Source organism: Cupriavidus basilensis OR16 (genome assembly GCF_000243095.1).
Lineage (GTDB): Bacteria > Pseudomonadota > Gammaproteobacteria > Burkholderiales > Burkholderiaceae > Cupriavidus > Cupriavidus basilensis_D.
Genome location: NZ_AHJE01000238.1, coordinates 1 through 12,990 on the forward strand (window position 1 = coordinate 1; position 12,990 = coordinate 12,990).

The 12,990-nt window shown below is 64.5% G+C and carries 11 protein-coding genes and 2 pseudogenes; 2 read left to right on the forward strand and 11 right to left on the reverse strand.

The features are described 5' to 3' along the window. Nucleotides 1-289: 289 nt before the first annotated feature. The gene (gene smpB / locus OR16_RS38405; RefSeq protein WP_006164727.1) at nucleotides 290-742 is read left to right on the forward strand and encodes an SsrA-binding protein SmpB; all 453 of its coding nucleotides are present in this window, start codon (nucleotides 290-292) and stop codon (nucleotides 740-742) included. Between the two features lie 77 nt (nucleotides 743-819). Here smpB and OR16_RS38410 read toward each other — a convergent pair whose 3' ends face one another. From OR16_RS38410 to ppsA, 3 genes and pseudogenes are all read right to left on the reverse strand, one after another. After that, a complete protein-coding gene (locus OR16_RS38410; protein WP_006164728.1) occupies nucleotides 820-1,770 on the reverse strand; it encodes an SPFH domain-containing protein in 951 nt (316 codons plus the stop codon). A 71-nt stretch (nucleotides 1,771-1,841) separates the two neighbouring features. Continuing rightward, nucleotides 1,842-2,267 carry an NfeD family protein gene (locus tag OR16_RS38415; RefSeq protein WP_006164729.1) on the reverse strand — a complete coding sequence of 142 codons (426 nt, stop codon included), beginning with the start codon at nucleotides 2,265-2,267 and terminating at the stop codon, nucleotides 1,842-1,844. A 149-nt stretch (nucleotides 2,268-2,416) separates the two neighbouring features. After that, nucleotides 2,417-4,626 (reverse strand): annotated as a pseudogene (gene ppsA / locus OR16_RS38420) (phosphoenolpyruvate synthase). 268 nt (nucleotides 4,627-4,894) lie between these two features. On the opposite strand from ppsA, the gene ppsR reads away from it, so the two are divergent. Further along, complete coding sequence (gene ppsR / locus OR16_RS38425; protein WP_006164730.1) at nucleotides 4,895-5,806, forward strand: posphoenolpyruvate synthetase regulatory kinase/phosphorylase PpsR; 912 nt, start codon at nucleotides 4,895-4,897, stop codon at nucleotides 5,804-5,806. Between the two features lie 62 nt (nucleotides 5,807-5,868). On the opposite strand, the gene OR16_RS38430 is transcribed toward ppsR, so the two are convergent. The 8 genes and pseudogenes from OR16_RS38430 to bamA form a co-directional block, all read right to left on the reverse strand. Next, nucleotides 5,869-6,651 carry a TrmH family RNA methyltransferase gene (locus tag OR16_RS38430; protein WP_006164731.1) on the reverse strand — a complete coding sequence of 261 codons (783 nt, stop codon included), beginning with the start codon at nucleotides 6,649-6,651 and terminating at the stop codon, nucleotides 5,869-5,871. Continuing rightward, entirely contained in the window at nucleotides 6,648-7,358 is a 711-nt protein-coding gene (gene rnhB, locus OR16_RS38435) for a ribonuclease HII (protein ID WP_006164732.1), read from the reverse strand. Before rnhB ends, OR16_RS38430 begins: the two co-directional genes overlap by 4 nt. Beyond that, a complete protein-coding gene (gene lpxB, locus OR16_RS38440) occupies nucleotides 7,358-8,563 on the reverse strand; it encodes a lipid-A-disaccharide synthase (protein WP_006164733.1) in 1,206 nt (401 codons plus the stop codon). The genes rnhB and lpxB overlap by 1 nt, the downstream gene beginning before the upstream one ends. A gap of 14 nt (nucleotides 8,564-8,577) precedes the next feature. Beyond that, entirely contained in the window at nucleotides 8,578-9,381 is an 804-nt protein-coding gene (lpxA, locus tag OR16_RS38445; RefSeq protein ID WP_006164734.1) for an acyl-ACP--UDP-N-acetylglucosamine O-acyltransferase, read from the reverse strand. A 206-nt stretch (nucleotides 9,382-9,587) separates the two neighbouring features. Beyond that, nucleotides 9,588-10,037 carry a 3-hydroxyacyl-ACP dehydratase FabZ gene (gene fabZ, locus OR16_RS38450; RefSeq protein ID WP_006164735.1) on the reverse strand — a complete coding sequence of 150 codons (450 nt, stop codon included), beginning with the start codon at nucleotides 10,035-10,037 and terminating at the stop codon, nucleotides 9,588-9,590. Further along, a complete protein-coding gene (gene lpxD / locus OR16_RS38455; RefSeq protein ID WP_006164736.1) occupies nucleotides 10,034-11,140 on the reverse strand; it encodes a UDP-3-O-(3-hydroxymyristoyl)glucosamine N-acyltransferase in 1,107 nt (368 codons plus the stop codon). The genes fabZ and lpxD overlap by 4 nt, the downstream gene beginning before the upstream one ends. A gap of 35 nt (nucleotides 11,141-11,175) precedes the next feature. Further along, nucleotides 11,176-11,559, reverse strand: a pseudogene (locus tag OR16_RS38460) (OmpH family outer membrane protein); the annotation flags it as partial. 95 nt (nucleotides 11,560-11,654) lie between these two features. Further along, nucleotides 11,655-12,990: outer membrane protein assembly factor BamA (gene bamA / locus OR16_RS38465; RefSeq protein ID WP_006164738.1), on the reverse strand; the 1,336-nt coding region annotated here is incomplete at its 5' end.

Sequence of the window (12,990 nt, forward strand, 5' to 3'; positions counted from 1 at the left end):
ACGTGGCCGAGCAGCACGGATTTATGGACGTCTGCCAACTGTAGTGGGGAATCATGGCCCGCGCGGGCGCGCCAGCGCCATGACGCACTGCGGAATCCACCGGAGCGGGCCGGTTTGCTAGAATCCCAATTTTAGCCCACGCGCGCGCCGACGGCATCCCGGATGCGCACGATCGCGCCCAAACCACGGCCTTGCGGCCTCGCGCGGCCCTGCGGCGTTGCCGCGGCGGCATTCCCCTTCGTTTTTTGGTGTTTGTTTTACTTATCTCCATTTCCACTATCCGGACCGCATGACCATCGCAGACAACAAGAAAGCCTTTTTCGACTACTTCATCGAAGAGCGATATGAGGCGGGGATCGTGCTCGAGGGCTGGGAAGTCAAGGCGATCCGCGCGGGACGCGTGCAGATCAAGGAAGGCTACGTGGTCATTCGCGACGCCGAGCTGTTCCTGATCGGCGCCCATATCAGCGCACTGAACAGCGCCTCCACTCATATCTCTCCCGACGCGGTGCGCACCCGCAAGCTGCTGCTCAAGGCCGAAGAGATCAAGCGCCTGATCGGCAAGGTGGAGCAGCGCGGCTTCACGATCGTGCCGCTCAACCTGCATTACACGCGCGGACGCGTCAAATGCGAGATCGGCCTGGCCAAGGGCAAGAAGATGTTCGACAAGCGCGAAACCGAGAAGGACCGCGACTGGCAGCGCGAGAAGGCGCGGATCATGAAGGGCGCGGGCAAGGAGTGAAGCACCGAGGCAGTCCGGCGGTACGCCGCAAGACTGCCTCTTCGTTGCAAGCCCCCCCCTCTTCAAGCCCCCTCGCTTCAAGCCCCTTTCTGCTGGCCTTTGACGATCTGCAGCGCCGACGCGATCATGGTGCTCATGTCGCCAAGGTTGCCCGGCACGATCAGCGTGTTGCCCTGCTTGGCCAGGTTGCCGAAGGCGCTCACGTACTCCTCCGCCACTTTCAGGTCCTCCGCCACTTTCAGGTTCACCGCCTCCATGCCCCCGTCCGTGCGGATGGCATGCCCGATCTTCTCGATGGCCTGCGCGTTGGCCTCTGCCACCGCCAGGATCGCCGAGGCCTCGCCCTGCGCCCGGTTGATGGCCGCCTGCCGCTCCCCTTCGGACTTCTGGATGGCGGCCTCACGCGCGCCCGTGGCCAGGTTGATCTGCTCCTGGCGCTTGCCTTCCGACGCGGCAATCAGCGCGCGCTTTTCGCGCTCGGCGGTAATCTGCGCCTGCATCGCATGCAGGATTTCCTTGGGCGGAGTGAGATCCTTGATCTCGTAGCGCAGCACCTTCACACCCCAGCTCGCGGCAGCCTCATCCAGCGCATTGACCACGCTGTGGTTGATGTACTCGCGCTCCTCGAAGGTCTTGTCCAGCTCCAGCTTGCCGATCACCGAGCGCAGCGTGGTCTGCGACAGCTGGGTGATAGCCACCACGAAATTGCTGGACCCGTAGGAGGCTTTCATCGGGTCGGTAACCTGGAAATACAGCACGCCGTCCACCTGCAGTTGCGTGTTGTCCCTGGTAATGCAGATCTGGCTCGGCACATCAAGCGGGATTTCCTTCAGGACATGCTTGTAGGCCACACGATCGATGAAGGGCAGCACGACAGTCAGCCCTGGCGTCAGCGTGGCGCGGTACTTGCCAAGGCGTTCCAGCACCCAGGCATGCTGCTGCGGCACGATCTTGAAGCTTTGCGCCACCAGCACGATGACGGCGACCAGGATCAGCAGGGGCAGCAGGCTGCCGAAGAATTCGAACATGGGACCTCCGTGACGGGATTGAAAAAGCAAACTGCAAGAACGGCGGAAATCGGGGCCGCGCCCTGTCGGGGCTATCGCGGGCTGACGAAGAGCGTGTTGCCGCGTACCTCGACGATGCGAAAACGCCCAGGCGCTGCCGGGCCGGCCGCCTGGAGTTCCACATCCCAGTCGGTACCGCGGTAGCGCACGCGTGCCCGCCCGGCGTCGCCCCAGGCCGGCACCTCGAGTTCCTGGCCGATATCCGGGTTGACATTGGGATCGCGCTCCGCCGCATCGCGCTTCACGCGCCCATAGCGGGAGCGCCGCAGCACGACGAAGCCGGCTAGCGCCACCAGCGCCGCCAGCAGGGTCTGGGCGGCCGCGCCAAGCCCGGCCAGCGCACCCAGGCCACCTGCCGCGGCGCCCAGCGCCACCATCAGCAAATACAAGGTGCCGAGCCCTAGTTCCGCGATCACCAGCACCGCGGCCAGCGCAAACCAGATGTAGTACGGCGCCATCTTTCCCTCCTTGCTTACCTGCCCACCTGCTTGCCTGCCGTTGTCCTGGCCACGGCCAAAACAAAAAACCCCCGCAGCGCCAAAGCGCCTGCGGGGGTTCGGAACACCTGGCGCAGGGCCGGTGTACCGCTATTGTGACGTCAAATGCCTCAGGAAGCCAGTTGCTTCCAGGTATCGACCACCGAATCCGGATTCAGCGAAATCGACTTGATGCCTTCCTTGGCCAGCCACAGCGCAAAGTCCGGGTGGTCCGAGGGGCCCTGGCCGCAAATGCCAACGTACTTGTCCAGGCGCAGCGCGGTGGAGATAGCGCGCGAGAGCATGAACTTGACGGCCGGATCGCGTTCGTCGAAGTCCTTGGCCAGCAACTCCATGCCGGAGTCGCGGTCCAGGCCCAGCGTGAGCTGGGTCAGGTCGTTCGAGCCGATCGAGAAGCCATCGAAGTACTGCAGGAACTCTTCAGCCAGGATGGCGTTGGACGGCACTTCGCACATCATGATGATGCGCAGGCCATTCTCGCCGCGCTTCAGGCCATGCTTGGCCAGCAGGCCGATGACCTTCTCGGCCTGGCCGAGCGTGCGCACGAACGGCACCATGATCTCGACGTTGGTCAGGCCCATGTCGTCGCGCACGCGCTTCATGGCCTTGCATTCCATCTCGAAGGCTTCGGCAAAGTCTTCGGAGATGTAGCGCGAGGCGCCACGGAAACCCAGCATGGGGTTTTCTTCGTCCGGCTCGTAGCGCGAACCGCCGATCAGCTTCTTGTACTCGTTGGACTTGAAATCCGACAGGCGCACGATGACGGGCTTCGGGTAGAACGCCGCGCCGATGGTGGCGATGCCTTCGGCCAGCTTGTCCACGTAGAACGCACGCGGGCTGGCATGGCCGCGGGCCACGCTTTCCACGGCCTTTTTCAGGTCAGCGTCGACTTGCGGGTAGTCGAGGATGGCCTTCGGGTGGACGCCGATGTTGTTGTTGATGATGAACTCGAGGCGGGCCAGGCCAACACCTTGGTTCGGGATCTGGCAGAAATCGAAGGCCAGTTGCGGGTTACCGACGTTCATCATGATCTTGACGTCGATGTCCGGCATTTCGCCGCGCTGCACTTCCGTGACCTCGGTTTCGAGCAGGCCGTCGTAGACGCGGCCTTCGTCGCCCTCGGCGCACGACACCGTCACCAGCGTGCCGTCCTTGAGCAGATCGGTGGCGTCGCCGCAGCCGACCACGGCGGGCACGCCCAGCTCGCGCGCGATGATGGCCGCGTGGCAGGTACGGCCACCGCGGTTGGTCACGATGGCGGCGGCGCGCTTCATCACCGGTTCCCAGTTGGGATCGGTCATGTCGGCAACCAGGACGTCGCCGGGCTGCACGCGTTCCATTTCGGACGGGTCATTGATCACACGGACACGGCCGGTGCCGATCTTCTGGCCAATGGCCCGGCCGCTGGTCAGCACGGGCGCGGTACCCTTGAGCTTGAAGCGCTGCTCGGCCTTGCCGCCGGACTGGCTCTTCACCGTTTCCGGGCGGGCCTGCAAGATATAGATCTTGCCGTCGCGGCCGTCCTTGCCCCACTCGATGTCCATCGGGCGCCCGTAGTGCTTCTCGATGATCATCGCGTACTTGGCCAGCTCGGCCACATCGGCGTCGGTGATGGAGTAGCGGTTATCTTGATCAGCTTGGAGCCGATCGAGCGGCGGATGACATCGGGGAAGCCGGATTCGGTGTCGATCGTGAACATCACGCCAGCAGCGCCCACGTCCGAGCGCACCATGCGCTGCACGCCGGCGGACAGCGCGACGATGTCGTGCGCGAAGCCCTTGTGCACGCGATAGGAAATGGCGCGGTCGTTGTACAGCGAGGCAAACACGTGGCGGATCTTGTCCAGCACGTCGTCGATGCCGCTGACGTTGAGGTACGACTCCTGCTGGCCGGCGAACGATGCATCCGGCAGGTCTTCGGCGGTAGCCGACGAACGCACGGCGAACGAAGCCTCGGCGCCTTCGCGCGCTTCGGCACGCGCGTAGAACTCGCGGATTTCCTTTTCCAGGCGGGGCTGGAACGGCGCTTCGACGACCCAGTTGCGGATCTCGGCACCGGCTTCGGCCAGGGCCTTGACGTCGTCGACGTTGAGGGCCTTCAGGCGATCGGAAATGCGTTGGGTCAGGTTGCTGTGGGCGAGGAAGTCGCGGAACGCCAGCGAAGTGGTGGCAAAGCCGCCGGGCACCCGCACGCCAGCCTCGGCCAGCTGCGAGATCATCTCGCCGAGCGACGAATTCTTGCCGCCCACGGTTTCCACATCTTCCTTGCGCAACTGCTCGAACGGCAGCAGGTAGGCGCCGTCAATTGCCGGGTTGTTCATAAAAGCCTCAAAACAAAGTAAGAAACCTGTTGCTGACGCCCGGAATATTGTTGGAGTTCTGCTACCGGACGGATCGCTTGGCTAAACAGTCCCAGCGGCTCACAATCGGTGTGCGATCGTGATTGCTGCAGCGCACATTGTTGACAATTCGTGGCCGAATCGTTGTGCCAACCGCGCTGGCGGAATTGCTTAGCGAAAAGATCGCCGCTATTCTACCGTGCCGCACCGCACTTTCGCGGAGCGCGGATTCAAAAATAATTGTCCATACATGTCCTTCCCCGACGCTCCCCAGCCCGACGCTCCCGCCGCGCCCCTTGCGCCGCAGCAACCCCAGGAACCGCGTAAGGAGGAGGAGCGCCCCGCTATCCGCACGGTATTTATCGTCTCCGATGGCACCGGCATTACCGCCGAGACCTTCAGCCACTCGATCCTGGCCCAGTTCGAGATGCGTTTCCGCAAGGTGCGCATGCCGTTCGTGGACACCCCCGAGAAAGCGCACATCGCGGTGGGCAAGATCAACGAGGCCTTCTACTCGGAAGGCGTGCAGCCCATCGTCTTCACCACCCTGGTCAACCAGGAGTCGAACAAGGCGATCCGCCGCGCCAAGGCCATGATCCTGGACATGTTCCAGACCTTCATCGAGCCGCTGGAAAAGGAACTCGGACTGAAGTCCACTCATGCGATCGGACGTTTTCACCAGAACGCGGACACCGAGGCCTACCAGAACCGCATCGAGGCCATCAACTTCTCGCTCGCGCATGACGATGGCCAGTCGCACAAGAACCTGGCCGAGGCCGACATCATCCTGGTGGGCGTGTCACGCAGCGGCAAGACCCCGACCAGCCTTTACCTGGCCATGCAGTACGGGCTGAAGGCAGCCAATTACCCGCTGATTCCCGACGACTTCGAGCGCGGCAAGCTGCCCACCGCGCTCTACGCGTTCAAGAGCAAGATCTTCGGGCTGTCGATCAACCCGCAGCGCCTGGCCGAGATCCGCAACGAGCGCCGCCCGGGCAGCAAGTATGCTGCGCCGGAGAACTGCCGCTACGAGGTCAACGAGGCCGAGGCCATGATGCGCCGCGAGGGCATCAAGTGGCTGTCGTCCACCCACAAGTCGATCGAAGAGATCGCCACCACGATCCTGCAGGAGATCAAGGTGGACCGCGACAGCAATTATTGAGGCAGGTTGACGCCGCGCGGCGGGCGCACAGGCCCGTGCGCGCGGATGTGGTCGCTGGCGCCTCAGCCCGGCCGCCGCTGCCGCACCGCCTCGAACAGGCAGATCGCCGTCGCGGCGGCCACATTCAGCGACTCCAGCCCGCCCGGCTGGGGAATGCCCACCGTGCGGCTGACCTTGGCCATCCACTCCGGGCTCACGCCCGCGCCCTCGTTGCCCACCACCCAGCCCACAGGTGCGCGCAGGTCGGTGTCGAACACGGCCGCCTGCGCGTGCGAGGACGTGGCCAGCAACGGCACCCCCAGGCGCGGCGCCAGCATGTCGAGCGTGCAGTGCTCGACGATGTTCAAGTGGAAATTGGCGCCCATGGCGGCGCGCAGGGTCTTGGTGGACCAGGCGAAGGCGCTGCCGGTGACGAGAAACGCATGCCCGATGCCGGCGGCCGCGGCGCTGCGCAGGATCGAGCCGACATTGCCGGCATCCTGGACGCCGTCCAGGATGATGCAATCGGTGTCGATATGCGACGGCAGGTGGCCAGCCGGCGTGTCGATGACCAGCATCAGGTCGATGCCGTTGACCACGCCGGCGATCAACTCGAACAAGGCGTCCGCCAGCAGCACCACGCGCGCGGGCTCGATCTGCCTGAGCAGCGGCGCCACCTCGGCATGATCGTAATGCCGCTCCGACACCACGCACTGCACCGGCTGGCCCAGCGCGTCCAGGTAGGCTTGCGCAAGGTGCACGCCATCCAGGACCGACTGCCCCGCCTTGCGGCGCGCATGCGTGGAACCGGTCAGCGCCTTGAGGTGCTTGAACAGCGCGTTTTCGCGCGAAGTGACGTGCTTCACGATAGCTGCTCCGGAAGTGCCGGTACCGGCATGACGGCGACAGGCGCGATGCGTCCCAGCGCGATGGCCTCGCGCACGGGCGCGAACGAGCGCCGGTGGTGCGGCGTGGCGCCGAACTCGGTGAGCGCGGCCAGGTGCTGCGGTGTGCCGTAGCCAGCGTGCGCATCGAAGCCGTACTGCGGGTACGCGGCGTGCAGCACCAGCAGTTCGCGGTCGCGCGCCACTTTGGCCAGGATCGACGCCGCCGAGATGGCCTGCACCTTGGCATCGCCCTTGACGATGGCCTCGACTGCAAAGCGCACCTGCGGGCAGCGGTTGCCGTCGACCTGCACGAGATCCGGCTCCAGGCCGGCATCGGCCAGGCCATGCACGGCACGCTGCATGGCCAGCATGGTGGCGTGCAGGATGTTGATCGTGTCGATTTCTTCCACGGAAGCCTGGGCGATATGCCAGCCCAGCGCACGCTCGCGAATCTCGTCGAACAGTGCCTCGCGGCGCCGCGCGCTCAGCACCTTGGAGTCCGCCAGGCCCTGGATCGGCCGGGCCGGATCCAGCACCACGGCTGCGGCATAGACCGGGCCGGCCAGCGGGCCCCTGCCCGCTTCATCCACGCCGCACAGGTGGCGGACCTGCGTGGCAGTGCCGGTCAGGTCGAAGCCGAGCTGGGCCGAATCGCCCTTGGCGCTAGCTGCGGGTCGCCGTGCCATTACACGCCCCTCCGCTGCCGGATCAAGTCGGCGACCACGGCCGAGGCGATCTCGGCGGTATTGCGTTTGAGCGTCTGGTGCATCTGGGTGAAATGGTCGCGCAGGAACGCGGTATTGCCCTCGTCGTTCAACTGCAGCAGCGTCTCGCGCGCCAAGGCTTCGGGCGTGGCGTCGTCCTGCAACAATTCGGGCACGACAAAGCGCCCCGACAGGATGTTCGGCAGGCCGACATACGGCAGGTAACCCTGCCGCTTCATGATCTGCGCGGTCAGCCAGGGCACCTTGTACGAGATCACCATGGGCTTCTTGTACAGTGCCGCCTCCAGCGTGGCGGTGCCGCTTGCCAGCAGGATCACGTCGGCGGCTTCCATGGCCAGGTGAGACTGCCCGTCGATGACGGTCAGCGGGATCTGCGGATACTGCTGGTGCAGGCCCGCGACGATCTCTCGCAGCGCTGCGCTGGCCGCCGGCAGCACGAAAACGAGATTGCCGTCCATGCTGTGCATGCGCGCCATGGCCGCGAAGAACGTCGCGCCCAGGTTGCGCACCTCGGACTGCCGGCTGCCGGGCAACACGGCCACCACGCGCGGCCCGTCAGGCAGGCCGAGTTTCTCGCGGGCGCCCTGCGTGTCCGGCACCATCGGGATCACGTCGGCCAGCGGATGGCCCACATAGGTGGCGGGAATCCCGGCGCGGGCATAGATCTCAGGCTCGAACGGGAACAGGCACAGGATGTGGTCGACCGCGCGCGCGATGGTGCGGATGCGCCCGCCGCGCCAGGCCCAGATCGACGGGCTGACGAAGTGCACCACCGGAATGCCGGCACGGCGCAGCGGCACCTCGAGCCCGAAGTTGAAATCCGGCGCGTCCACGCCGATAAAGCACAGCGGCGGCTGCGCCAGCAGCTTTTCCTTGATGGCGCGGCGCGTGGCGAGAATCTCGCGCAGCGAGCCCAGCACCTCCACATAGCCGTTGACCGAGAGGGTGTCCATCGGCCACTGCGACTCGAACCCCTGCGCCATCATGCGAGGCCCGCCAATGCCGGCGTAGCTGACTTCACCGAGCCGGGCCTTGAGCCCGCCCATCAGCAGGGAGGCAAGCAGGTCGCCGGAATTCTCGCCTGCCACCATGGCAATGGTGCCGCGATTGCCCGCGCCCGCCGCAACCGGCGTGGCCTCCATGGCCGGTAGGACACCGTCGACCATGGCTGTATCCGGCTTCAGCGCACAATGCCGCGCTGCGTGGCGGCAATGAAGTCAAGGAAACCCTGCAGCGCTGCCGTGGCGGTGCCTTCGGCCTGCGCGATCATTTGCGCGATCTCGATGCGGGCAGCTTCAAAGCTCAGGTCGGACTTGTACAGCACCTTGTAAGCCTGGCGCAGGGCCGCGATCTGCGCGGCGTCAAAACCGCGGCGGCGCATGCCTTCCACGTTGATGCCGTGCGGCGTGGCCTTGTTGCCGCCCTTGTCGCCGGCGGCGATCACGAACGGCGGCAGGTCCTGCACCAGTGCCGAGGCGCCGCCCAGCATGGCGTGCGCGCCGATGCGCACGAACTGGTGCACCCCGCTCATGCCGCCAAGGATGGCCCAGTCGCCCACCTGCACGTGGCCGGCGATCTGCGCGTTGCTGGAGAACACGGTGTGGTTGCCCACCTGGCAATCGTGCGCGATGTGCACGTAGGCCATGATCCAGTTGTCGTCGCCGATGCTGGTCACGCCCCGGTCCTGCACCGTGCCGGTATGGATGGTGGTGAATTCGCGAATGGTATTGCGATCGCCGATCACGAGCCGCGTCGGCTCGTTGCGGTACTTCATGTCCTGCGGCGTGCCACCCACCGAAGCATATGGCCCGATGCGGTTATCCGCGCCAACCGTGGTATGCCCTTCAATGGTGGTATGCGCGCCTACCTGGGTACCGCTGCCAAGCCGCACGTGGGGGCCCACGATGGAAAACGGCCCGACGGTCACGTCGGATGCAAGCTCGGCCTTCGGGTCGACCAGTGCGCTGGGATGGATTTGCGTCATGCGTCCTGTCCTATGGTCTGAGATGGAAAAAATGAACGGTCAATACAGTGAGCAGAAACGTCCAAAGCCTGCCGCCGGGGCGTAACGAGCGCTCGCCTGATGGCCCCACCCGCTGCGCTGGAACCTGAACGCACATGGGTGCGAGGGTCCAAAGCGGAGGATGGTGCCGGCCAGCGGCCGCGCAGTCGCCCTGATGGCCAGCCTCTTCAGTCGGCTTGCTTGACGGTGCACATCAACTCAGCTTCGCAAGCCACCTTCTCGTCGACGGTGGCAAACGCCTTGAACTTCCAGATGCCGCGGATATAGCGCTCTACGGATACGGTCATGTGCAGCTGGTCGCCCGGCGTCACAACCTGCTTGAAGCGCGCGCCGTCGATGCCGACGAAGTAATACAGCGAGCCTTCCTTGCGCTCCATGTCGGCGCCAAAGGTCAGCAGGCCGGCCGACTGCGCCAGCGCTTCGAGGATCATCACGCCCGGCATCACGGGGTAACCCGGGAAATGGCCCTGGAAGTACGGCTCGTTCATGCTGACGTTCTTCAGCGTTTTGATACGCTTTTGCGGCTCCAGTTCAAGCACGCGGTCCACCATCAGGAACGGGTAGCGATGCGGCAGCAGCTTGAGGATCTTGCGGATGTCGATATCGACTGCGTTCATGATTTTTTCTCTTCGGTATGCTGGATAGAATTGCCGGCGTCCTGCCCTTGCAAGCGCTTCTCGAGCTGGATCACGCGCTCGCGCAATTTGCTCAGGCCTCGCAAGGTGGCTGCGGTGCGTTCCCAGTCGCCATGCGGCTGGACCGGGAACACGCTGGTGAAATGACCGCCGGGCTTGGGAATGGATTTAGTGATCGAAGTGCCACCGGAAACCGTGGTGCGATCGGCAATGTTCAGGTGCCCGGCGAAGTTGGCCGAGCCCCCGATGACGCAGAAGCGCCCGACCTTGGTACTGCCGGCGATGGCCGCGCAGCCCGCGATCACAGTATGCGCGCCCACCCGCACGTTATGCGCGATCTGCACCTGGTTGTCGAGCTTGCAGCCGTCCTCGACGACCGTGTCGGCCATGGCGCCGCGATCGATCGCGGTATTGGCGCCAACCTCGACGTCATTGCCGAGCACGGCGCGCCCGGTCTGGGGAATCTTGACGTACTCCACGCCGCCCGGGCCAATGTCCGGTGCGAAGCCGAAACCATCCGCGCCCAGCACCACACCGCTGTGCAGTATGCATCTCATGCCTACCACGCATTGGTGATAGACCGAGACATTGGCATAGATCAGTGTGTCGTCGCCAATCTGCGCGCCTGCACCGACATAGCCGTTGGCCAGGATGCGCACCCGCTCGCCGAGCCTCGCCCCGCCCTCGATCACCACGTTGGGCCCGATAAAACAGGACGCCGGCACCACGGCGTCGGGCGCCACGCTGGCGCGCGGGTCGATGCCGGTACGGTGGTCGGTATTGGCGCGGCGCTCGAACCCCTGCGCGATACGTGCAAAGCACACATAAGGATTGCGGGCGACCAGCCAGTTGCGGCCGTCGGCCTGCCCTTCAGCGCGGATGCGCTCAAGGTCGGCCGCCGACACGATCACGGCGCCGGCGCCGGAGGCCAGCGCCTGTGGCAGGTACAGGGGGTTGGAGAGGAACGAGAGCTGGTCGGAGCCGGCCTGGTCGAGCGGTGCGAGGCCGCGCACGGCGAGGTCGGGATCACCCACAACCTGCGCGCCGGTATCGGTGGCGAGCTGACCCAGTGTGGGTGTTTGCATGGCAGTACTTCCTTGTACGGTGAAAACAGGCAGGCTTACTTGCTGCCGGCGTTCAGCGCTTTCATCACGTCGTCGGTGATGTCGATACGAGGATTGACATAGACGGCCTCTTGCACGATCAGGTCATACTTGCGCTGCTCGGCAAGCTGGCGGATCACGCGGTTGGCGCGCTCGAGCACCTGGGCCAGTTCCTCGTTGCGGCGCTGGTTCAGGTCCTCGCGGAATTCACGTTGCTTGCGCTGGAATTCGCGGTCGAGATCGGCCACTTCGCGCTGACGGCGCTGGCGATCGGCGTCAGCCAGCACGGCGGTGTCCTTGTCGAGCTTGTCGGCCATGCCCTTGATCTTCTGGGCCATGTCCTGCAGTTCGCGGTCGCGCTTGGAGAATTCCTGCTCCAGCTTGACCTGGGCCTGCTCAGCGCGCCAGCCGTCAGCGCGGCGGCCGTCAGGCCCTTGATCAGTGGGAATGTGGCTTTCATGAATACGTTCCTCAATCTTCTATTCTCTATTCTCGCTCAGAACGCGGTACCGATCTGGAACTGGAAGCGCTGTACCTTATCGGTTTCGTCCTTCTTCAGCGGGAAGCCCACGCTGATCTTGAGCGGACCGATCGGCGACAGCCAGGACATGCCCAGGCCCGTCGAATACTTGAGCTGGCTGAACAGCAGCGGTGCGCCTTCTTCGTACACGTTACCGAAGTCGAAGAAGGTGAACAGGCGCAGCGTCCGGTCCACACCCGAGCCTGGCAGCGGGAAGATGAATTCGACGTTGCCGATCACCTTGGACGCGCCACCGACCGGGTTGCCGTTCTGGTCTTTCTTGCCCAGCGTGCTGGTCTGGTAGCCGCGAACCGAGCCGATACCACCGGCATAGAAGTTCTTGAACACCGGGAACGGCGTATTGCCGTATCCGTGACCATATGCCACCTCACCGTTGAAGGCCATGGTAAAGGCCTTCGACAGCGGATAGAAATACTGCTGCTGAACGCTGGCGCGATAGTACTGCGTGTCGCCACCGGGCACGCCCACTTCGACGTTGGCCTGCGTGTAGGGTCCCTTGGTCGGGACCAGCGCGCTGTCGCGGCGGTCGCGGGCCCAGCCGATCGTGAACGGGAAGTTGTTGATCGGGTCGCCGCTGGACTTGCCGATCTTGGTCAGCCACTGGCCATACTGGAGCGGCGTGTTCGGCGAGATGGTCACCTGGGTGCGCTCGTAGCCGATGCCGAAGAACACGGTATCCGTTTCCGTGAACGGCACGCCGAACTTGACGTTGCCGCCCTCCGAAACGATCTTGTAGTCCTGGTCGCCGGTGTAATACAGCGGCCGCGACGTACGATAGTAGATATCGGTCGAGCGGCTGATGCCGTCCACCGTGAAATACGGATCGTATTGCGTCAGCGAGATCGTGCGGAAGGACTTCGCGGTGTTCACGTCCAGGCCCAGGCTGGTACCCGAACCGAACACGTTGTCCTGGCGCAGGCCGGCCTGCAGCACCAGCTTGTCCGTGGAGGAGAAGCCCAGGCCCAGGCTGATCTGGCCGGTCGGCTTTTCGGTCACGTTGACGTTCACATCGACCTGGTCGGGCGCGCCGGCCACGTCCTCGGTGGTGATGTTGGTGTCGGTGAAGTAGCCGGTACGGTTGATACGGGCCTGCGATTGCGTCAGCTTTTCGCTGTCGAACCACGAACTCTCCATCTGCCGCATTTCGCGGCGCACCACTTCGTCGCGGGTCTTGCTGTTGCCCACCACGTTGACGCGGCGCACATAGACGCGCCGTCCCGGATCGACCATCAGGGTCAACGCGACTTCACGCTTTTCCTTGTCGATCTGCGGCTGCGGGTTGATGGTGGTG